At 43.9% G+C, this 23245-nt stretch carries 19 protein-coding genes; 12 read left to right on the top strand and 7 right to left on the bottom strand.

Annotated elements, in window-relative coordinates:
• Window positions 1-194: 194 nt before the first annotated feature.
• From SIO70_RS16415 to SIO70_RS16395, 5 genes are all read left to right on the top strand, one after another.
• Window positions 195-3377 carry a SusC/RagA family TonB-linked outer membrane protein gene (locus tag SIO70_RS16415; protein WP_320581937.1) on the top strand — a complete coding sequence of 1061 codons (3183 nt, stop codon included), beginning with the start codon at window positions 195-197 and terminating at the stop codon, window positions 3375-3377.
• 10 nt (window positions 3378-3387) lie between these two features.
• Window positions 3388-4905, top strand: a complete 1518-nt coding sequence (locus tag SIO70_RS16410; protein WP_320581936.1) for a RagB/SusD family nutrient uptake outer membrane protein — start codon at window positions 3388-3390, stop codon at window positions 4903-4905.
• A 26-nt stretch (window positions 4906-4931) separates the two neighbouring features.
• Entirely contained in the window at window positions 4932-6242 is a 1311-nt protein-coding gene (locus tag SIO70_RS16405) for a DUF3472 domain-containing protein (protein WP_320581935.1), read from the top strand.
• An 11-nt stretch (window positions 6243-6253) separates the two neighbouring features.
• Window positions 6254-7636 carry a Gfo/Idh/MocA family protein gene (locus SIO70_RS16400; protein WP_320581934.1) on the top strand — a complete coding sequence of 461 codons (1383 nt, stop codon included), beginning with the start codon at window positions 6254-6256 and terminating at the stop codon, window positions 7634-7636.
• Window positions 7637-7950: 314 nt separating this feature from the next.
• Window positions 7951-9900, top strand: a complete 1950-nt coding sequence (locus SIO70_RS16395; protein ID WP_320581933.1) for a beta-N-acetylglucosaminidase domain-containing protein — start codon at window positions 7951-7953, stop codon at window positions 9898-9900.
• Window positions 9901-10063: 163 nt separating this feature from the next.
• Here the strand turns inward: SIO70_RS16395 and SIO70_RS16390 are convergent, their stop codons facing one another.
• Window positions 10064-11152: an FAD-dependent monooxygenase gene (locus SIO70_RS16390; protein ID WP_320581932.1), complete on the bottom strand. Its 1089-nt coding sequence runs from the start codon at window positions 11150-11152 to the stop codon at window positions 10064-10066.
• A gap of 68 nt (window positions 11153-11220) precedes the next feature.
• Between SIO70_RS16390 and SIO70_RS16385 the strand changes: the two genes are divergently transcribed.
• Both SIO70_RS16385 and SIO70_RS16380 read left to right on the top strand, forming a co-directional pair.
• The gene (locus SIO70_RS16385) at window positions 11221-12141 is read left to right on the top strand and encodes an AraC family transcriptional regulator (RefSeq protein WP_320581931.1); all 921 of its coding nucleotides are present in this window, start codon (window positions 11221-11223) and stop codon (window positions 12139-12141) included.
• A 54-nt stretch (window positions 12142-12195) separates the two neighbouring features.
• Window positions 12196-14340: a TIM-barrel domain-containing protein gene (locus tag SIO70_RS16380; RefSeq protein ID WP_320581930.1), complete on the top strand. Its 2145-nt coding sequence runs from the start codon at window positions 12196-12198 to the stop codon at window positions 14338-14340.
• A 211-nt stretch (window positions 14341-14551) separates the two neighbouring features.
• Here the strand turns inward: SIO70_RS16380 and SIO70_RS16375 are convergent, their stop codons facing one another.
• Window positions 14552-15160 carry an IS110 family transposase gene (locus SIO70_RS16375; RefSeq protein WP_320582067.1) on the bottom strand — a complete coding sequence of 203 codons (609 nt, stop codon included), beginning with the start codon at window positions 15158-15160 and terminating at the stop codon, window positions 14552-14554.
• A complete protein-coding gene (locus SIO70_RS16370) occupies window positions 15148-15780 on the bottom strand; it encodes an IS110 family transposase (RefSeq protein WP_320581929.1) in 633 nt (210 codons plus the stop codon). Before SIO70_RS16370 ends, SIO70_RS16375 begins: the two co-directional genes overlap by 13 nt.
• Window positions 15781-16037: 257 nt before the next feature.
• Here SIO70_RS16370 and SIO70_RS16365 point away from each other — a divergent pair, with 257 nt between their 5' ends.
• The 5 genes from SIO70_RS16365 to SIO70_RS16345 all read left to right on the top strand — a co-directional run bounded on the left by SIO70_RS16365 (window position 16038) and on the right by SIO70_RS16345 (window position 20652).
• Window positions 16038-16928: a helix-turn-helix transcriptional regulator gene (locus SIO70_RS16365; protein ID WP_320581928.1), complete on the top strand. Its 891-nt coding sequence runs from the start codon at window positions 16038-16040 to the stop codon at window positions 16926-16928.
• Window positions 16929-17393: 465 nt separating this feature from the next.
• Complete coding sequence (locus tag SIO70_RS16360; RefSeq protein WP_320581927.1) at window positions 17394-18398, top strand: NADP-dependent oxidoreductase; 1005 nt, start codon at window positions 17394-17396, stop codon at window positions 18396-18398.
• A 265-nt stretch (window positions 18399-18663) separates the two neighbouring features.
• Window positions 18664-19086: a nuclear transport factor 2 family protein gene (locus SIO70_RS16355; RefSeq protein ID WP_320581926.1), complete on the top strand. Its 423-nt coding sequence runs from the start codon at window positions 18664-18666 to the stop codon at window positions 19084-19086.
• Window positions 19087-19275: 189 nt separating this feature from the next.
• Window positions 19276-20076: an oxidoreductase gene (locus tag SIO70_RS16350; RefSeq protein ID WP_320581925.1), complete on the top strand. Its 801-nt coding sequence runs from the start codon at window positions 19276-19278 to the stop codon at window positions 20074-20076.
• 6 nt (window positions 20077-20082) lie between these two features.
• A complete protein-coding gene (locus tag SIO70_RS16345) occupies window positions 20083-20652 on the top strand; it encodes a Crp/Fnr family transcriptional regulator (RefSeq protein WP_320581924.1) in 570 nt (189 codons plus the stop codon).
• A 126-nt stretch (window positions 20653-20778) separates the two neighbouring features.
• Here SIO70_RS16345 and SIO70_RS16340 read toward each other — a convergent pair whose 3' ends face one another.
• From SIO70_RS16340 to SIO70_RS16325, 4 genes are read right to left on the bottom strand one after another with little or no spacing between them, the layout of a single operon-like run.
• Entirely contained in the window at window positions 20779-21000 is a 222-nt protein-coding gene (locus tag SIO70_RS16340) for a hypothetical protein (RefSeq protein ID WP_320581923.1), read from the bottom strand.
• Complete coding sequence (locus SIO70_RS16335; RefSeq protein ID WP_320581922.1) at window positions 20997-21563, bottom strand: class I SAM-dependent methyltransferase; 567 nt, start codon at window positions 21561-21563, stop codon at window positions 20997-20999. Before SIO70_RS16335 ends, SIO70_RS16340 begins: the two co-directional genes overlap by 4 nt.
• On the bottom strand, window positions 21553-21729 hold the full coding sequence (locus SIO70_RS16330) for a hypothetical protein (RefSeq protein WP_320581921.1): 177 nt from the start codon (window positions 21727-21729) through the stop codon (window positions 21553-21555). The genes SIO70_RS16335 and SIO70_RS16330 overlap by 11 nt, the downstream gene beginning before the upstream one ends.
• A gap of 2 nt (window positions 21730-21731) precedes the next feature.
• Window positions 21732-22772 (bottom strand): ankyrin repeat domain-containing protein, encoded by a 1041-nt coding sequence (locus tag SIO70_RS16325; RefSeq protein WP_320581920.1) that lies wholly within the window; start codon window positions 22770-22772, stop codon window positions 21732-21734.
• Window positions 22773-23245: the final 473 nt, after the last annotated feature.

The following is a 23245-nucleotide window of genomic DNA, read 5'->3' as shown; positions in this document are numbered from 1 at the left end:
CAGTAAAACAGTCAGCAAGACTCATTTTTTAATCTACCTAAAATCGTTACAAAAGTATGAAATTTTACACCTTTTGTAAGTGTGCTTTTTATGTCCGTACAGTTCGTAAAGTACTATCAACCAAATTCAGGCACGGCACGGCCATAGAACCTGATCTATCCGGCAGCCGGAACTTAAAAACCTGGGGGAAAGCAATGAAACTAACTTCAATCCTCATGCTTGCTGCCTGCTTGCAAATCAGTGCAAAAACATTATCTCAGACCGTTACTTATTCAGGCAAACAAGTCATGCTGTCACAAGTGCTGAATGCGGTAAAGAAGCAAACAGGCTACGTTTTCTTTTACAACAAGAGCATCCTGCGCAATTGCAGCCCGATGAATGTTACGGCTGTTAATCAGCCATTGGAGACATTCCTGGATGACATACTGAAGGAACGGCATCTGGCCTATTCCATTGAAGAAAAGGTCATCATCATTTCAAGGTCAAAGGAGGATGCGAAACCCCAAAAGACCTCTTTGCCTGATAATAACCTGAAAGGAAGGATTACGGATGAAAAAGGTCATCCGCTACCAGGTGTTACAGTTAAAATTAAAGGAACCAATAAAGGGACTATCACCAATGCCGACGGTACATATAACCTGGCAGATATTCCCGATGGCAGCGTGCTGGAGGTGTCCTTCATGGGATTCCAGTCAAGGGAAATAAACATACAGGATAGATCAATAGTTGATCTCCAGTTGCAGCCCGTTAGCAAGGATATTGAAGGTGTAACTGTTGTAGGCTATACCAGCAAAAATGTAAAATTGTTATCGAGTTCTGTTAGCACCGTCTCTGGTGATAAACTGAGGGATGTAACCTCCAACGACCTTGCCAGCCTCCTGCAAGGCAAAGCGCCGGGTGTGACCGTATCTACCGGATCCGGTGACCCTACCACGGGCGCTACCATTCTGATCCGCGGACAAGGTACGCTGGGAGCCAGCTCCTCTCCCCTCGTTGTGGTAGATGGTAACATTGGAGGCACCTATAACCCGAACGATATTGAATCAGTTACTATCCTGAAAGACGCTGCTGCCACAGGCCTGTATGGATCAAGAGCGGCTAACGGCGTGATCATCGTTACTACCAAACAGGGAAAGACAGGCAGTTCAAAATTATCATTCAGCTCAACTACAGGATTTAACAAAGCTAATTTTGGGAAATTCAAACTGATGGATTCCCGCCAGCTGTTTGACTATCAGCAGACATTCACTAGTCGTCCTGATTCAGTATTAAATACAAATACGGATTGGTTAGACCTTGGTTTCAGAACTGGCATGACACAAAGCTACACCCTGTCAGCATCAGGTGGATCTGAAAAGACACAGTTCTTTGCTTCCGGCAATTATTACAGTGAAGAAGGCACACTGCTCACCAACAAAACAACTGTCTACAGCTTTCGTACGAATGTAACTCAAAAGCTGACTGACAAGCTGAAAGCAAGTGTACTTGTCAATGGACTGTTCACCAAAAACAATAATCAGCAAAGTAGCACATTATATGACGCTTACACTAATCTTCCATGGGATAATCCCTACTACGCTGATGGTACCCCCCGCCCGGGTAGCAGTGAAGGCTGGCTGGGCCGCGACCAGCATAACTTCCTGCATTCACTGCAATACAACCTTTCGTACGATAAGACTTTTGAAGGAACAGGCGATCTGAATATTGACTACGCAATTGTCAGGCATTTCACCATATCTTCTTACAACCGGGTCTACTTCAGTGCCTATAAAGCTGTAGATTACTACGATCGCAGATCACAGGAAGGCACTGCTGATAACGGTTATCTCTATAACGAAAACAGCTATTCCAGCCGGCTCTTAAGCTCAAACAGACTGCGATATGATAATAGTTTTGGGAAACACAACCTTTCGATACTTGCAGTTCAGGAAGGTGAAAAGTATTATTATGATGTGAACACTGCCACTGGCCGGGGATTACCTCAGGGTATGACGGCGATGTCTACAGCTACAGAAGTGAAAAACAATCCTACTGGTGGCAATAACCAATATTCCTTTTCCAAATACCTGACGCAAGCGGACTACAATCTTGCCAATAAATATTTCCTCGTTGCTTCCTTCGTCTATGATATCTCGTCAAAATTCGGGAATAATAACCCGGGTGGTAGCTTCTATCAGTTTGGAGCGTCCTGGATACTGACCAATGAACCTTTTCTAGCAGAGAATAATACGATCAGCTTTCTGAAGATAAGGTTGGGCCATGGTACGGTTGGCAATCCGCCCAGTGGCGATTACCAGGCATTGGGACTTTACTCTTACGATCAAAGCGCGAGCTATGCGGGCGAAGCAGGCTCCTATCCTTCTCAAAAAGGGAATCCTGACCTGACCTGGGAAAAGATCAGGGTCAATAACCTGGGATTTGATGTGTCGTTCCTGAAAGAACGGATTGCCCTCACCGCTGATGTCTATGACAAAAAAGCCAAATCATTATTGATGACAGTGAACCTCCCCTATACCAGCGGATATTCCTCTATCCTTGAGAATATTGGCTCGGTAAGCAACAAAGGCCTTGAACTGATCATCAATACAAGGAACCTCGTCGGTAAATTCAAATGGGAAACCAGTTTTAACATTGCTGCTAACCGGAATAAAGTACTTAAACTGAATGGCAATGATAAATTTGCCAACCCAGGTGCCCGCCAGCCGGTAGGACTTGGAGAAGATATGGATAAGTGGTATATGCGCAAATGGGCAGGTGTTGATCCGGAAAATGGTGATCCACTCTGGGAAAAAATTGAAACAGACCAGGATGGCAAACAGGTGGTGACCCAAACAAATAGCTATAATAAGGCGACCTTACAATATACCGGCACCTCTGCGGCTGCTAAATTCACAGGTGGGATTACAAACACATTCTCCTATAATGGCATCAGTTTAAGCTTCTTTTTCAACTTTGTAAGTGGTAACCAGGTATATAATAACTCCAGGCAATTCTTCGACTCAGATGGATTATATGACAGCTACAACCAGATGGTATTAGCTAAAGGCTGGAACAGATGGCAAAAGGCCGGCGACAAAGCCACACACCCTAAACCTTTGCTTGGCGGCAATAAGTCTTCTAACCAGCCTTCATCAAGATACCTTGAAGATGGAAGCTACCTGCGCCTTCGTAATGTGAGATTAGCCTATAGCTTTCCCAAAGACCTGCTCTCCAGGATCAATATCAGCAATGCAAGGATATTCGTAAGCGGTGATAATCTCCTCACCTTCACCCGTTTTTCAGGAATGGATCCTGAAGTGAACCTTAGCTCCGGCGAGTCCGGAACTAAATATCCTATAAGCAGGAAGGTATTATTTGGTGTAAACGTAGAATTTTAAAAACAAACACATGAAGCGTCATATTATATATATATTTCTTACCTGTTATCTGCTCACCGGCACTACGGCATGTAAAAAATATTATGAACCATCTACAGCCAAACTTGAATCAGCTGCACTGAACACTGAAGAGGATGTATACTCTGCTACGATCGGCACTTATGCAGTTCTCAAAAAAGCCGAATATGTGAGAAGCATGCATTTCCTTTCTGAGTATCCAGGTGATAATATCGCCCAGGCGCAGACCTCCTCTGATGACCTGTCTAACTGCTACCGATATACACATCTTGTAGATGGTAGCCATGCTACCAATGTATGGATGCAGGCTTATTCTGTTATCAATGCAGCCAACAAGGTCATTGCTTTTGTAAAAGATGATGAATCGGATAACCTCAACCAGCTAAAAGGAGAATGTCTTTACCTGCGTGCTATGATGTATTTCAACCTTGCCCGGGTATTTGGCCGTCCCTACTCACAGAATGGCGGAAGCAGCCAGGGTGTGCCTATTGTGCTGGAAAGCACTACTGAAGAATATCCTAAACGGAACACTGTAAAAGAAGTATATGATCAGGTGATCTCTGACCTCTTAAAAGCGGCAGACATGATGACTGAAGAAAAGAACAATAACTATGCTTCCCGGGAAGTGGCCGATGCACTGCTTTGTCGTGTTTACCTGTATATGGAAGACAATGATAAAGCCATTGAATATGCTGATAAAGTGATCAACTCAGGTCGTTATAGTTTGCTTACAGGTGAAAACTACGAACAATATTTTAGAGGTGTACCGGAAGATAATAATGAGACCATCTTCTGCATCCGGCATATGACAACAGAGAACCGTGACTTTAATGCTATCGGCTCAATGTACTATAGCGAAGGAGGGCAGGGAGTGACCGGCTGGGCAGAAGTCTATGCAAGTACCCAGTATATGGAGCTACTCAATAAATATCCGGAAGACCTGCGCCACAGCTTTATCTCCCCTTATACTACAGACGGCGTATTGTCATACCCTTATAGTACACCGGTATCCAATATTCGTTACAATACCCGCCTGAATCCCAATACACCTATGTACTATATAAATAAGTACAACTATCAGGAAGGTCTTGTGAACCTCAGCTCGCCGGTATATATACGCCTCGCGGAAATCTATCTGAACCGGGCAGAAGCGAACGCAAAGAAAGGAAATCTACAAAATGCACTGGATGATGTGAATGCTATCCGGTCCAGAGCCGGCCTTAGTGGAAATGCATTATACACACAGGCCAATTTGGACGCTGCCGGGAAAACAGTACTGGATGTCGTGCTGGAAGAAAGACAACTGGAGCTGGCTTTTGAAGGTCATCGCAGCTATGACCTTTTCAGGAACAACCGGCCTTTGAAAAGGAATTATCCGGGCACACACAGTCTCAATAATACCCCCTCCACTAATATTACCCAAACCATAGAAGCTACTGATAACCGGGTAATATTCTATATCCCGAACAGGGAAATTCAGATCAATGCAAACCTCACACAAAATCCATGATGTTTTAACCAGTTTAAAAAACAAATATGAAAACACAATCACATTTCATCAGCACCTTGCTGATAGCAGCTTTCTATGCCTGTAACATTTCCAGTAACAACGATCTGGAAGGATTATCATCGGTTGCTGCTACACAGAATGCTACTGCTACTGATACATTACATGTAGCACTGGCAGGCAATGCCTATGTTACCAATCTTCCTTCAGGTGCGGCTGAAGTGATCACCTCTTATGGACTCGGTAACTGGACCAACCCATCCAGCATTACCAGTGTATATGTAAGATTAGGAAAGACAGGTACGCTAAATGTGGGCCTGACTGCCAAAGTACCTTCAGGAACAAGTAATATCAAGGTAACTGTGAATGGTACACAATTCAATGCAACACTCACTGGCACATCCTATAGTTCCTATAACATTGGCAGCGTAAGTATAGCGGATACCGGGTATGTGAAAATAGACCTGCAGGGTGTGAATAAAACCGGTGGTTACTTTGCAGATGTTTCCCAGATTAACATCAGTGGTACGGCCACTACCAGCAATGTCGTATTTGCCAACGATCCGGATAATTATTACTGGTCCAGGCGCGGGCCGTCTGTTCACCTGTCATTTACACCTCCCTCCGGCAATACGGCTGAATGGCTCTATAGTGAGATTTCAGTACCTGCCGGGCAAGATAAAGTAGGCTCTTACTTTATGGCAAATGGATTCTCGGAAGGGTATTTTGGCATACAGGTGAATAGTAGCTCAGAAAGAAGAGTACTATTTTCTGTATGGGATGCAGATTCAGGTGCTACGACGCTCGTACGGAAAGGAACAGATGTGGTTGATAACAGCTTTGGAGGGGAAGGCACCGGCGGACAAAGCTACCTGGTATTTAACTGGTCTGCGGGTACTACCTATAAATTCCTCACCCATGCCAAACCGGATAGCGCCGGAGGTACGGATTACTCTTCCTGGATATATACACCTGAAACCAGTACCTGGAGGTTCATTGCTACCTGGAAAAGACCTTATACAGTCACCTACCTGACAGGTTTGTATTCCTTTCTTGAAAACTTCAATGAAACAACCGGATACCAGGGAAGAAAAGCAAATTATAAGAACGAATGGATCAGGAATACCAGCGGTACCTGGGTAGAACTTACTACTGCCAGATTTACGGCTGATGCTACCGCTACCAGTGATCAGCGCCGTGACTATGCAGGTGGGCTGGATAATGGAGTCTTTTACTTACAGAATGATGGGTTCTTTGCCAGGTACGTAAATTATAATACCAACTATACACGTACCGCCACCGGCACACCTCCTGCTGTAGATCTTAATTCACTTCCATAATTAAATTTCATATGATTCATCGGAGAACTTTTCTTCAGCAAACTGCTGCCGCAGGCATGCTATTCCCTTTGCTCAATACCCCTGCCAGATTATTTGCAAATGCCAAAAAGGAAAAGGTGAGAGTAGGCATGATCGGTGTGGGTGCCAGAGGACAAAATCATTTAAATCTTTGCCTGCGTAGAAAGGATGTAGAGGTGGTCGCTATTTGTGACCCGGATACGAAATGGGCCATACCCAAATCAAGAGAAATGATCAGTAAAGCTTATGACGCTAAAAGGAAAGTAGCAGAATACAGTGATGGCCCGGAGGATTTCAGGAAAATGCTGAAACGGGATGATATTGATGCCGTGATCATTGCGACTCCCTGGGAGTGGCATACCAAACAGGCGATTGCCGCCATGAAAGCCGGGAAGATACCTGCTGTAGAGGTTTGTGGCGCCAGTGATATCCAGGAATGCTGGGAGCTGGTTGATACCAGCGAATCGACCGGCATTCCCGTCTTCGCTATGGAGAATGTAAGTTATAGAAGGGATGTCATGGCTGTGTTGAACATGGTACGACAGGGACTTTTTGGAGAGCTGACCCATTTACAGGGTGGATATCAGCACGATCTGCGTAGTGTGAAGTTCAATAATGGCCAACAGCTCTATGGTGGTGGCGTAGAATTTGGTGAGAAAGCAATGTCCGAAGCCAAATGGCGAACAAATCATTCTGTTCATCGCAATGGCGACCTTTATCCCACGCACGGATTAGGACCTGTATCTAATATGATAAATATTAACCGGGGAAACCGTTTGATATCCCTTTCCTCCGTGGCTACCAAGTCAAGAGGATTACATAAATATATAGTAGATAAAGGCGGCAAAGATCATCCAAATGCAAATGTGGAGTTCAAGCTCGGAGATATTGTCAGTACACTGATCAGGACAAACAATGGAGAGACAATACTCCTTTCACATGATACGAACTCTCCCCGTCCTTATTCTTTAAATTTTCGGGTACAGGGAACTAATGGATTATGGATGAATGATATGGAATCCATTTATGTAGAAGGGAAAAGTCCGTATGATCAATGGGAGAAAAGTGGTTCTTTTAAAGACGAGAATAGCTATATGGGCCGGTATGATCATCCATTGTGGAAACGCTATGCAGCTGACACCTCAGGAGCTGGCCATGGTGGAATGGACTGGTTTGTGATCAATTCATTTATTGAAAGTATAAAGCGGGAGGCACCGTTTGCACAGGATGTGTATGATCTTGCTACGTGGTATGCGATTACTCCATTGAGCGAGCAATCGGTGGCAGAAGGGGGAAGTGTGCAGTATATTCCTGATTTTACAAGGGGCGCCTGGATAAACAGGAAAGCTAATTTTGCATTGGATGGGGAATGGTGAGTTGGACGTTTAATTGTAAGGAGATGATTGGGATACTCATTCGGATAGCTGAATCGCCAGGTGATAAAACAAGAGAAGCCGTCTCATAAATAAATGGGGCGGCTTTTCATTTTCTATATTTCTATAGCCCTTTTAGGTGCAGGTCAGAATAAATACCTATTAACTTTCTCCGCTTCGAATGTCGCCGTAATTACACTATAATCACCATTGAATATACTTTCTTACCAAAAGTACCTTTATTAACGCCTTCATTTCATTCCTGCCATTCCAATTATTATCTTTCCGCCATTACAGGTCTTAAAATTGAATATAAAATGAAAACGTTATTCACTTGTTTAACTGTGGGGATGTTAGGTTGCAGCACTCTTGTTGCACAAACAGTTCAACCGAATAACCAGGTACCTGCACGACCTGCTACGTTGCCGGCCATTTACCCGGCCCCCGTATCTATCGCGCTGGGAAAGGGATCTATCATGCTGGGTAAATCAGTTACCCTGGTTGCACCTCCGGGTATTGATACGGAAACTACAGCCCTGGCACGTAGCATACTTACGCAGGCGGGCGTTGAAACCATCACGGCGGCAAAACAGCTGCCACAGGCATTCGAAGGTACGCACATCGTACTCGGTACCGGCGATGCGGCGATCGTGCGCACAGCACTCACGAAATGCGGTGCTGTAGCAGACAGTAATACCGAAGGCTATACGATCGCCAGTGTAGCGACAGGCAACGGTGCACTCATTACACTTGCCGGCCACGATGCGGATGGTTTGTTTCATGCAGCACAGACTTTCCGGCAACTGGCACAACGCGCTGCCATTCCGGCACTCGTGATCAAGGACCATCCTTCTATGCCGATCCGCGGCACCATCGAAGGGTTTTATGGTAAACCATGGTCAATGACAGACCGGGAGAAACATCTTGACTTCCTCGCTACTGTCAAAGCAAACACCTATGTATACAGTCCCAAAGATGATCCATATGCAAGGGATCGCTGGCGCGATGCTTATCCTGCAGCTACTTTAGCTGAATTGGGTAAACTGGTAGCGGTAGCCAGAAAGAACCATGTCAACTTTGTGTATGCTATTTCTCCGGGTCCTACTGTGTGTTTCTCTGATTCAAGCGATCTGCATCAGTTGGAGCGCAAGTTCAGTGCACTTCGTTCAATTGGTGTTCACAGCTTCTATGTGGCCCTCGATGATATTGAATATACCAAATGGAATTGTGACCTGGACAAGACCACCTTTGGCCCTTCAGGCCCAGAGGCGGCGGGTATTGCGCAGTCTCGCCTGCTGAACGCACTACAGGCCAATCTCAGGAAAATAGATCCAACAGCTCCTCCGCTGATTATGGTGCCAACTGAATATTATGATGCGAAAGAAAGTCCGTACAAAGCTGCGTTGAGGAAAAATCTTGACTCGCAGGTGGTCGTACAATGGACAGGCACAGATGTGGTGCCGCCAGCAATCTCTATTGGGGATGCACGTGCAGCGACAAAAGCATTTGGACGCAAGACACTGTTATGGGACAACTACCCGGTAAATGATTATGGGGAATCTACAGGCCGGTTGTTGCTTGCTCCTTATGTACGTCGCGAAGCCGGCTTATCAACAGAACTGGCAGGTATCCTCTCTAATCCAATGAATCAGGAAGCACCGAGCCGTGTTGCGGTAACAGGGGTAGCTGCTTTTGCGTGGAATGACAAAGGGTATGATGCAGAACGTACCTGGCTGGCTGCGGCACGCGAGCTGGCAGGGGGTGATGAGCAGGCAACAGCTGCGTTGCTGACCTTCTTTGATACCCAGCATCTGGCGCCTACTTTTGGTAGTCAGCCATGGCAGTTACAGGCGCCCAAACTAAAGGCGATGCTCGATGGTGTACGCGATGCCATTGCAAATGGAGACGTTGCCACCCGTCACCAGGCAATTGCGGACCTGGTACAACGTGCTGCAGCGTTTGCAGCAGCGCCGGATATTATCAGGTCAGGAACTGTCGATACCTCCTTTGCCCAGGATGCACGTCCGTGGCTGGATGCGATGCAGTTATGGGGAAGAGCACTACAGCTGACCGCCGCAGGGTTGGATGCTGCTGATCATGGAAGTGCCGCAGCGGCTCGTTATTTTGCCAATGCGAAGAAATTTGCAGCTGAAGCTGCTGCATTGCAGACGATCCCTGGCGCTACCCGTTTTGGTGGTCCAATTAAGATTGCGGATGGTGTGCTGGATGTGTTTGTGGCGGATGCACCGAAGCTGATTGCGTATTAATTTAGATGCAGAAAAATAGGTACCGGGCAAATCAATGCATGTATTGGTTTGCCCGATTTTTATTCAGGCTGGTGGCAAGTTGGTAAGCTTGTCAGCTATTATTAAGGCTTATTAGAAGGACTGCATGCTGCAAAAGCAAGTCATCTTCTGATCTTTCTTTATATTACAAAAACCGTTTTATAGTTTCCTGGATACCTTCTTCAGTTTCCGGCACCAACCAGTTCAAACCACGGGTAATCCTTGCCTGCACACTTTCTACAAAAGGGCGGTAGGTGTCATTGTACTTTGCAAATGCAATATTGTAATCCTCATTTTCATGCAATGCATGTGCGATGATACTTGCCCCCTGCATGGCCAGACTCGTACCCATGCCAGTTGGAAAACCCGTTGTATGCGCAGCATCACCCACTAATGCCACACGACCATTTGTCCACGCAGGCATATGGATCTGACACACTTCGTCAAAATATAAATTGTTGGAATGCTGCATTTCATCCAATATCTCCGGTATCTTCCAGGAACTATCTTTGAAATTGTCTTTCAGGATCTGCTTATGTTGTGCATCATTCTTATAATCGTACGGTAACTTTGGCGACCGGAAAACGACAAACGCATTCACTACATTTTTAAATGGATACAACGCCGCTAATTTGCCTGGTTCACGGTAAATCACCGCTCCGGTTCCAGCTTTCAAACGAGGTGCTTCTACTATGGCAAAATAAGCACCGAAGAATTTTGAATACTTTTCCTCTTCCCCAAATACAAGTTTTCTTACGGATGAATGCGTACCATCCGCCCCAAATACAAAATCAAATTCACGGGGCGCTCCTTTTTTAAAAGTAACTGCAACGCGATCTTTGTGCTGCGTGATTGTCTCAATTTTATTATCAAAAATCAGCTGAACATCCCCAACAGGAATATTCTCATACAATATATCCACCAGGTCATCCCTGGTAATCTCAATATCACCACTATATTCCGCCTGTGCATTGATCGAAAAACTAACAATAGTTTCATTATCAGCATTCACAATTTCATCCGTATGCACCAGCTCTTTTGCCCTGATCTTATCCAATATCCCCATCTCTTCCGCCACCCGCAATGCATCACCCCGCACATCAATAGGAGAACCGCCTCTCCTTAACCCTTTTGATATCTCAATCACCGTCACTGCATATCCAAAATGATTTAGCCAATAGGCTAATGAGAGGCCTGCTATGCTTGCTCCCGATATTAATACCTGCTTTTTCATCTTACAAAAATGAATGTATCTTTATAAATAAAATAGCACGATAACTACTAAAAATAGTCGTAAAAATTATGTCAACTCAACAAGACTTCTTTCAATTGTTTGATAAAATAGGCTATAATATAGGTACTAACTACCTCCAGAATGTAGACATTCACAACTATAAAAGCTTTGACTTTTTTCCCGACCTGGCCATGTTCTTTGCTGCTTATACTGTAAAGAAAAACTTCTCCCGCCCCACAACTGCACCAAAATTTATCAACAACAGTATCTGCTTTTTCTTTAATAATCCATTTGACAACGATCACCCAAACAAAAATGAGAAGCCATTCATCCGCGTATTCCCCTCTACTTACACCTATACCAGTACTTTCAAAAAAGATTCCCGTGTAAAGATTGTCTCCGTGCTGATCAGCGCGGAATATTTAAAAGGATTTCTGAACAAAGATGTAGACCAGTTTCAATATCTCTTTGACACCAGCCATGACTTCTTTTTAGAAGAGATCATGACGGATGATATTGTCCGCACTATTAACGATATAGTAAAAAAAGAATCCCCAGGCGTATTATCTGACTACCACTACAAACTAAAAGCAATGGAACTGATCTTCCATCTGTTTAAAAGCCTGAGCAAACGCGAACAATCCGTTCACCAAAAATTGAGCGACAAAGACATCAAATCCATTTACAAGGTCCGCGATAAGATGATCTCCTCTTTAGAAAAGCCCACTGCTATTAACGAGCTGAAACAAATTGCTGAAATGAATGAATTGAAAATGCGCAAGGTCTTCACCCAGGTTTTCGGCATGGGGATTTATGATTATTATCAGCATTTCAGAATGCAGGAAGCGGCAAGACTGATCCGCGAAGAGAAACTATCCGTATCTGAAGCCGGTTACCAGATAGGCTTTGAAAACCTCAGCCATTTTTCCAGAACATTCGAAAAGTACATTGGTCAAAAACCTAAAAAATACGCTCAAAAAATTAGTTAAACCGGTTTAGCAAAATATTTTATACCTTTCGCCCCACTTATACCACACGAAAAAATGAAAAACAAGATGCTATTGCTGCTCCTTGCAATGCAGGCAGCAGTTTTTACCACGAATGCTCAGGTCAGAAAGACCTCTAACGGGATCATTGTGAATGCAGGCGGCCATCAGGTAGGATTATTTACCACTAACAATGCTGCATTTTGTCTCAGCTTAAACGGAGAAATGATTAAAAGCACTTTTATCGCATCCGGTAACAGTGCATCCTCGCCGTACACCGTAGTTTCGACCCCTCCGTTATATGGGATCAAAACTGCTTATGGCCAGTTAACCATCAATACCACTACCGGCACCTGGTCATTGTATGATGCAAAAGGTCAGCCGCTGATACAGAACGGTGCCTACCGCTTTACCGACTCTTCGGTTGAGATTGATCATACTATACAGGGATTACTGTATGGCGCCGGCAATATCTCTTCCAAAGACCTTACAAAAAGCCAGTCCGGTTCTGCTGTAGGCAATGGCGTAGCTGGCATTCCATATCTTTGGAATACGACAGGCTACAGTGCGTTTGGTGTTGCGGCCAATGATAATCAACCAGCTAGCTGGACTACAAATCACAACCAGTTAGCATGGAAATTTCCATCCAAAATTGCTAACCTGTACCTTTGGCCGGCGAGCACCATTTACGATGGTGCCAAAGGTTATGTAAAACTGACCGGGCAACCTAAACTACCACCCAGATGGGCTTTTGGATACCTGCAAAGTCAGTGGGGATGGGAAGATAGCACCTATATTTCGAATGTACTCACCAAATTCCGGACACTTCATCTACCTGTAGACGCCTTTATTTTTGACTTTGAATGGTACACCACTACACCTGATTATACTGTACCTAAAGAAGGACAGAAAGGTTATAGTGATTTCACTTTCAATCCAAAACTGTTCCCCCATCCGGCCAAACAGATAGCTGATATGAAAGCGCAGGGCGTGAAATTTATCGGCATCCGCAAACCAAGACTGGGCAATGATCAACGACTGGATACTGCCAGAAAAAACGGTTGGTTGATGAACCCACATACGGATAGCCGTGACCTGAACTTTAGCAATGCAGATCTGCGGCAATGGTTTGAAGACAGAACAAAACCTATGTTACAGGCAGGCGTAGATGCATGGTGGGATGATGAAGGCGAATCTTATTATACCTGTTATTATTGGTGGAATACTGCACAATGCAACTTACTGTCAACCGTACGGCCGAACTATCGCCACTTCACGATTAACAGGGCATTTAGCCCCGGCAATCAACGCTTTGGTTATTGTACCTGGGATGGCGATATACAGTCTTCCTGGTCTTCACTGGCCGATGTACCCAAAGACCTGTTGAACTTCAGTCTTGCCGGCATGTACTACGGTGCCTGCGACATTGGTGGTTTTCACGGCACGCCGGAAAAAGAGACTTTGGTACGCTGGTTCCAGGCAGGGGTGTTCTTCCCTATCATGCGTTCACATTCAGATTTCGGCACTACTGCCCGCTTTCCATTTTTGTGGGGGGATGATGGTGAAGCGGCCATACGCAAAGCGCTGGAGCTGAGATACCAGCTGTTACCTTATACTTACAGTCTCGGACACGAAGCATACAACAATGGCGCACCTATTATGCGACCGCTGGTGATGGAGTTCCCTACCGATACGACTGTTGCGAATATGACGGATGAATGGTTGTTTGGTAAAGGCGTATTAGCTGCGCCAGTATTAAATGCAGGTGGCAAGCGGCGGGTGTATATACCAGCTGATACGTGGTATGATTACTTTAGTGGAGAAAAAATTACAGGGCCAAAGACGATCGAAGTAAATAAGCAATTGGATGAGATCCCCGTATATGTGCGGGCGGGCACGATATTGCCGCTCAGTCCTGTTGTGCAATATTCAGAACAGGCTACTACAGCTCCGCTTGAAATACATATCTATCCGGGTAAAAACGGCAGTTTTAATATGGTGGAAGATGATGGTACTTCTTACAATTATATAAAAGGCGCTACAAGAACAACGGCGTTTTTATGGGATGATGCGACGAAAACCCTTAGCTGGAAAGTAAGTGGGGGGTATGCAGGTAAGCATGCTTACAAAATGATGAAGGCTGTTATAGGAAAAGAAGAGAAGAGTGGAATGATAGGGAAAGATGGCAAATTGAGTTTTTAAATAACAGAAAAGGGGGCGTGTCAACCTTCGGGACGGCCCCTTTTTCATTGAAAATAGTTAGTCTGTGTCATAATTTTGATATGACTCTATATGCTTAAAATTTTCATTTCGTGCTTATAGCAACAATCGTTTGTACTTAGAGTCTTAAATCAGTTTTCTTTACAGGCTTAAAAAGCACCAATAAGAGGTCGATTTTTGTAACTTAGTAATCTTATTGAGATGGGGGTAATGCCTCAAGCTCGCGCAGGCGCCTGAGATAATTATTTATCTGCGCCTGCTTTCTTTTTTTAAGCCACTCCTGATTATCCGGTTCCATATATGGCACTCTATTTTTGAGTATAAAATAAGTGGCAATGAGGATTTTGTGTGCAATGGCGATAAGAGCACGTTTTTTACCTCTTCGCACACTTAAAGAGTAATATCTTCTTTTCAGATAAGATTCCTTTGTATGTACAGCGGCCCAGGCCGCCTCCACCAGTGCTGTTTTAAGAGAACTGTTGCCATGATTGATACGTTCACTTTTCTTTTTTCCGGCACTTTCATTATTACCCGGACATAAGCCACACCAACTGGCTAAATGATGCTGATTTGGGAAGGCATGCATATCTGTACCTATTTCGGCTAAGATGGCTGTAGCTGTTTGTTTTTGTACTCCGGGAATAGTCTGAAGTAATTTTACTTCTTCTTCCCATTTTCTTAAGTACTGATCAATACGGTTATCTACCTGACAAAGCAGTTCATTTAGCTGTAAGATAGCAGCTTTAGACAGGTTGAGCATAAAACGGTGATGCTCATTAAGATTACCTTCTAAAGCAAGAATAAGTTCTTGCTTCTTGATTTTGAGCCTACTTTGGCCAGATTGGCCAATATCATGGGATCCTGTTCTCCATCAATAATAGCAGAGATCATTGACCAGCCGCTTATGCCGAACACATCACTGACAACGCTGCTCAATTTGATATTGGCAGTCTCTAAAATGTTCTGTAATCGGTTATATTCACTGGAGCGTTGGCCTATTACTTTACGTTTGTATCGGTACAATTCCCGTAATTCACGAGTGTATTGGGGTGGAATAAAACTTCCTTTTAGTAGCCCGCTTAGCAATAATTTTGCAATCCAGGCACTGTCATTACGATCAGTCTTATGACCCGGCACATATTTAATATGCCGGGCATTGACCAAAATAAGTTCAAAGTGAGGTTCTAGTATATTAAAAACAGGCTTCCAGTAAACACCCGTGCTCTCCATTGCGACATGTGTAATGCCCGATTCTTCCAACCAGGCTACCAGGTCCTTAAGTGAACTTGTGAAGGTGCTAAAAGTGCGGGTTTGTTCCTGCAAATTATCACCCCTGATGGTAGCTACTACATTCTCCTGGTGAACATCGAGGCCACAGCCACGACTCACAACCTGTTCAAAACTGATATGTGATTGTTCCATGGTAGTACTTTTGTCGAAGGTACCACCATTTTCATAGTCGTTTGTGAATTCGGTTCATGAGGGTTTTCTTTGAAAAATGGTTTTCATTACCCATTGGTGAATTCCCTTTTTCATGAATGTTTTATTCGGATACCTGATGGAGAATATTTTCGTACACTCATAGGCCACAAATATAAAAAAACACTCATTTACCTACAGGCTACACTTTTTACCAGATAGGCTAATTTTTATTTGCCAGCTTTCCTCACCTTTGTACCATGACAATCATTTATAAAAGTATCTCCGAATTTATGCGGGATATGGATATGCCCAAACCGCTCCATCCGCTGGTGGCCCTGGTCAATTATGACAAGGATCAGATCAGTGGCGACTTTACCGGGAAAAGGTTCATGATTGATTTCTACAAGATTGCATTTAAGAAAGATTTCAGCGGTCAGATGCGGTATGGACAGGCCTGGTATGACTTTTCAGAAGGCGGCATGGCCTTTTTAGCCCCCAACCAGGTGGTGACCATGTCTGGCGAAGTCAGTTGTCTGGATGGTTATCTGCTGCTTTTTCACGCAGACCTGATCCGGAATTATGCCCTGGGACAGCGCATTCAGCAATATGGATTTTTCTCATATGCGGTGAATGAGGCCCTCTTTCTGTCCGACAAAGAGAAAAAAGTGATCGGTGGAATATTTGAGAATATTGCGGATGAGCTGGATAATAATACGGATGCCTTTAGCCAGGATGTATTGGTTACTCAGATTGAGTTATTGCTGAATTACAGTAACCGGTTTTATAACAGGCAATTCCTTACCCGGAAGACCATTCACCATGATCTGATCACAGAGATGAATAAATACCTGGAAAGCCGGTTTACAGACCCACAGGGAGGTATTCCTACGGTTCCTGAGGTGGCGGCACAGCTACAGGTGTCTCCAAGGTATCTTACTGATATGCTTCGGTCACTCACCGGCCAGAGTGCACAGCAACATATACATGACCGGCTCATTGAAAAAGCCAAGGTGGCTTTGAGTACGACCAGGCAGACGGTGGCAGAAATTGCATATCAATTGGGTTTTGAGCACCCGCAGTCTTTTAATAAGTTGTTTAAGCGGCATACGAATCTCTCTCCAAACGTTTTTAGGAAGTCTTTTAACTAACAAATAACGGGATCTGATTTCAATAGGACGGGTACCTATATGGGATACGTATGCCTATGAGTGAATCTCTTTGCAAATATTTATAGAATATCATTTAACTAAGGGGCGGGTACCTTAATGGGATACACATGCCTATAAATGATTCTCTCTGCAAACGCTTCTTGAAAATCTTTCTAAACAAAGGGTGGGGTACCTTAATGAGATACACATGCCTATAAATGATTCTCTCTGCAAACGTTTCTTGAAAATCTTTCTAAACAAAGGGTGGGGTACCTTAATGAGATACACATGCCTATAAATGATTCTCTCTGCAAACATTTTCAGAAAATCTTTTAACCAAAGGGCGGGTACCTATATGAGATACCTATCCCTACAAATGAATTTCTCTGCAAACGTTTTTTGATAATCTTTTAACCAAAGGACAGGTATCTATATGAGATACTTATCCTTATAAACAAATCATATATGGAACAAATGAAAGCAATCCGCCTACATGCATACGGAGGTCCGGAAGTATTGAGCTACGACGATGCACCTATGCCGGAATTGAAAGATGGTCAGCTCCTCGTTCGCGTGCATGCCATCGGCATCAATCCACCAGACTGGTATCTGCGCGAAGGTTTTAAAATGCTACCTCCGGAATGGAGACCCAATATCCCCTTCCCTATTATTCCGGGTACGGATGTTTCTGGTGTTGTTACCGCTGTTGGCAAAGGTGTAGAGGGTTTTTCTGAAGGCGATGAAGTATTTAGCATGGTTCGTTTTCCCAGTGTGGGCGAAAGCGCCGCTTATGCTGAATTTGTAGCTGCACCGGCTTCGGACTTTGCACACAAGCCGGCGGGTATTGATCATATTCATGCTGCGGCTGCACCGATGGCCGGGTTGACGGCATGGCAATTCCTCATAGAACTGGGGCATGATGCACCAAATCCGCTTCAGGCCCACAAACACCATCCGGTTCCCCTCAATGGCAAAAAGGTACTCGTAAATGGCGCAGCCGGCGGTGTTGGACATCTGGCTGTACAATTGGCTAAATGGAAAGGAGCGCATGTTATAGCAGTGGCTTCTGGCAAACATGAAGCATTTCTACACTCGATAGGTGCCGATGAATTTATTGACTATACCAAACAAGCGCCTGAAGCTGTGGTGCAGGATGTTGATTTAGTGCTTGATACCCTTGGCGGTCCGGGTACAGGTCGTTTCCTAAAATCAATAAAACGTGGTGGTGCCTTATTCCCGGTATTTTTAGGCTTTTCTGACGCGGAGGAAGCTGCACAACGAGGAATCATGGTTTCTTCTACCCAGGTACGCTCCAATGGAATTCAGCTGGAAGAATTCGGTCGTTTGCTGGCGGCAGGAACGGTAAATGTCTCTATCGATAGCACCTTTCCCCTCTCTGATGCGCGGAAAGCACATGAACGGGCAGCTAATGGACATATCCAGGGTAAGATTGTGCTGACTGTCAAATAAAATTACAGGTATGAATACGAAGGAAGTACATGAATGCGCTGCTAATGGACATATCCAGGGTAAGATTGTGCTGACTGTCAAATAAAATTACAGGTATGAATATGAAGGAAGTACATGAATGCGCTGCCAATGGGCATATCCAGGGTAAGATTGTGCTGACTGTCAAATAAAATTACAGGTATGAATACGAAGGAAGTACATGAATGCGCTGCTAATGGACATATCCAGGGTAAGATTGTGCTGACTGTCAAATAAAATTACAGGTATGAATATGAAGGAATTAGCAGATAGGTTTGCCCTGCGGGAACTGGTCGATACCCTTTCCATACTGGGAGATAAAAAAGATGTTCACGCACAGGTGCAGCTATTTACTGACGATGGAATATCAGAAACTTTTATTGAAGGGACTCCTATCTTAAAACTGAATGGCCGGAAAGAGATGGAATCTGCTTTTACCAATTTCCTTAAAGACTTCGACACGATCTACCATTTCAATGGCCAGCAAAAGGTAACTATAGATGGCGATTCCGCTACCGGAACATGTTATTGCCAGATTACACTGATTGGCGCGAAAGTGAAGACGACAATCGGTGCCATTTATTACGATAATTACATCTTCGGGAATAACCAGTGGCTGATTGCAAAACGAATAGGCATATTCGAATGGCAGGAAAAACAGGCATTCTAACTTTTACAACAGCCATCTTAGCTTTAAAATAGCCATTCGAACTTTTGACTCCCATCTTAACTTTTAAAAATCCATTTTACTTTTTCTAAAAGCCATTTAAATTTTTCAAACAGCCATTTTACCTTTTTGCCAAATGGCAAATAATCCCAATTCCAGCCAGTCTACCTTCGCATCATAAAATTAAAAACGATGTCGAAAACAGTATTGGTCACCGGGGCCAGCTCCGGAATTGGTAAAGCAACCGCTATTTATCTGGCACAAAACGGCTACAATGTATATGGCGCTGCACGCCGTATGGAAATGCTCCAGGCCCTGCAGGCATATGGTATCAAACCAATTAAGCTGGATGTGACAAAAGACGATAGTATCGTTGCTTGTGTAGCACAAACCGGCAATATTGATATCCTCATTAACAGCGCGGGCCTGGGCTCCTACGGTGCACTGGAAGACGTACCTTTGTCAGAAGCGAAAAACCAGATGGAAATCAACCTCTTTGGTGTAGCAAGATTAATACAACTGGTACTACCTGGCATGCGGGAAAACAAGTACGGAAAGATCGTCAACATCTCTTCTGTAGGTGGTAAAGTCGGTCTGCCAATGGGCGCATGGTACCATGCCAGTAAATTTGCCATAGAAGGAATGAGCGATTGCCTTCGTAATGAAGTCAGACAATTTGGTATCGATGTCATTGTCATTGAACCCGGCGGCACCAAATCTGAAATGATGGGGATTGGTGGTAAGGAACTGATGCGCGTTTCCGGAAATACGGCATATAAAGGTCTGGCGAATAGCCTGCTGAAGATGTATGACGACATGGAAAAGAACTCAGCTGAAGCAATTGTGATCGCCAAACTGATTAAAAAAGGAATTGAAGCAACACATCCAAAAACAAGGTATATTGGAGGTGCAATGGCAAAACCCATGCTGTTCATGAGAAAAATATTGTCTGATAAATTGTTTGACAAATTGCTGATGAGTCAAATGAAATAGCTACACATGGAACAACTGATCAATTACCTATTACATTTTGGTCATCTCAATCAACAGCAGATTGAGATGATTACAAGCAAAGCTGTGCTAAAAACAACCAAAAAAGATGAATATTATCACGAAGCGGGTAGAATACCCCGTGAAATCATCTTCTTGCTGGATGGAATTATGCGGGTTTGCTACTACAACAACAAAGGCGATGAGATCACGAAATACTTCCTTGACGAAAATAACTTTATCGCCGATGTAAACAATTATAACCAGGGTATTCCTTCTACTGAGTATATACAGGCCATCACCGATTGTGAATATTTAGTCCTGTCTAAAACTGCCATGGAAGAATTGTCTATGACCATCATCAGCTGGGATGCGATTATTGCCAAAATAACAGCAAAAGGACTGGCGGAAAAAGTAAACAGGATCAGTCCGATGATGGCAGAAGATGCCACCGAACGCTACCTGATGTTTTTGAGAAACTTTCCTACAATGGCCAATAGAATACCATTATCCTATTTAGCTTCATATTTAGGTATCACTCAATCATCACTTAGCAGAATAAGGAGAAAAATCCGTTAGCTCTTCTCCCTGTCTCTATGACTATCCAATAGCTGCTCATCACCTTGTTCCATTGATTGCAGGATAACCTTCTCAAAATGTAAAATGTTATTTATTTCATACCATCTTTTAATAAAGATCAGTTCTTTATGATTGCCTTTGTTGCCGCATCGTGATGAAAGGTTCTACCGGAACTACATACTTATCCTGCGGTTCGTAAGAGCCTGCTCGTGCGCCAACATTCAGGATCGTTCTGGCATCTGATAATTGCTGGTGGATAAAGGCTTCAATGCATGGATCGGTCTGTCTGTAAATGACATATTTTTGCCCCGACTTGTCATAGTTGAAGGCTGGGTTATCAATTTTCATATACCACTAAAATAATGATTTCCGCCCTCATCTTCAAATTCTTCCACACGGGATAAACCAGCTGCCTGCAACAGTTTTTTGTATTCTTCTGCACCTAAAGACCTTGAGGTTTGTGCGGTCATTACATCCTGCCAGGCTACCTTTTGCAAAGGGGCGGTAAACAATAACTTTCCATTAGCATTTAACGCTGCGGCCATCCTGGCAATAAGTGATCGTTGTACTTCTTCATCCAATAAAAATATTACGCCAATAGCGATAATGCCATCATACTTAAAATTTAAAAACTTAGACTCCTCTACCGACTCGCATTCCACAGGTACATCCGGAAAGTTATCCTGAAAAGCCGCTACCATTTTTGCAGATGCATCTACTGCATACACCTTCAACCCCGCTTCCAGCAATATTTTCGTAACCGGAATGCCAGTGCCGCATCCCAAATCAAGTATTACTGCGCCTTTGGCAAAAGACTGCGCCCAGGCCCTGACTGTAGCCGAGCCAGTGGCCCCCCTGTGTCGGGAATATAATTCGGCTATATTATCATAGCCATTTGATTTATCTTTCAAAATGTTCCAATTTATCAATTTCCGTACCCCATTGCACCTCATTTTCAATCAGGTTAACATAGTGTCTCACCTGCGATAAAAAGTCCTCTCTGATCTTCTTCCAACCAAAATCAGGGATCCTGGCAGATTGAATACTTACTTTACTTTTCTTAAAAAATGAGAACATATCTATCTTTTGTATTCAACAACTGGAAGTTTTACCGGCATAGGATTCTCCACCACCCACTTCACTGCAATTTCAAGCATCCTGTCAGTATCACCCGATTTACGTTTTACCTCTTTCACGATCTTTTCCGTTTCATCATATGATACCGCATTCCCTGTACCTACAAATGTAAGAAATGCATCCGCCATCTTCTTGAAATCATCATCCCAGTTAATGCCACCATTCCCCTGCAACTCCCTTGAAATCTTTCCTGATATCCGGATCACCTCTCCCTGCACAGTGGCTGCCGGACCGCTGGATGGCACCAACATTGCCCATAGTTCATCATGCTGATCTTCCCAGCTGGCAGCCTTAGGAATAATTGGAGAGGATCCATCATGCATCTCACGCTTCGCCACCGGCTCCGCACCAAACAGGCTATAAAGTTCCTCCAATGCAGCGCTCACTTCTTCCACACTCTCTTTATTGAATGTGGCCCTGTGAAACTCAAACCGCTTCCCTATTTCAGCCACTAACTCCTTCATCTTTGCTGTGAAGGCCACACCCGCATCCCGATACAATTTCGCAATCGCAAGGGTTTTAACAATTTCAATATTGCTACACGTTTTCAACGCAGACTCTAACGGAGTCAAACCATATATATTGATGATATCTACTTTTGCACCATGGGCTAATAACAATGCTGTATTTTCAGGATTATGCGCCTCCGCAGCTGCATGTAGCGGGGTACCGCCGTAATTACTTGCCATATTCACATCGGCACCTAATTCCAACAGCGATGAAATATTCCCGGATCTGCTACGTGACCGACGGTGAAGCGGGGTATTTCCCCAGGTATCGGTAGCTTGCAAATCCGCACCCTGTTCTACTAACCATTGGGCTAATTCATGTGGACAATGATCAAATGCCAATGCAGTATGTTTATAAAAACTGCCACGGGCATCTATTTCGCATTTGGTGAATACATCTTTGAGCGCTTGTACATCACCACTCTTTAACAGGTCTTCAAACTCTTTGGGGAGTGTTTTTCTTTTCTTTGCCATAGCTGTAAATATATAACCACTATGGCGATAAACCAATACCTCCGGAAAGGGTAGTGTATCAATTTCAATTTTCTAAGAAAATCACCAGAATCTCCCGTGCAGTTGCCTGCGGCCGGCTTGAGTCAATTCAAAACGACACACGCCCCCGGAAAGGTATTGGTTTAATAACAATCTATTGATCCGATACGCTCAAGCACGCTATCCATCTATCCATCTATCTATCTATCTATCTATCTATCTATCACTCTAAGTATCAGTCAACCAGTCAACAAATCAATCACGATACTCTCAATCAATCTATCAAGATACTCTCAATCAGTCGATCAAGATATTCTCAACCAATCAATCAAGATACTCTCAACCAATCGATCAGATCCCCTCAATCAGTCGATCACGATACTCTCAACCAATCAATCAAGATACTCTCAACCAATCTATCAGATCCCCTCAATCAGTCGATCACGATACTCTCA

The sequence above is a fragment of the Chitinophaga sancti genome, from assembly GCF_034087045.1.
In the GTDB taxonomy this organism is placed as follows: domain Bacteria; phylum Bacteroidota; class Bacteroidia; order Chitinophagales; family Chitinophagaceae; genus Chitinophaga; species Chitinophaga sancti_B.
The sequence above is the reverse complement of the archived record's forward strand: the minus strand, read 5'-3'. Positions and strand labels throughout refer to the sequence as shown.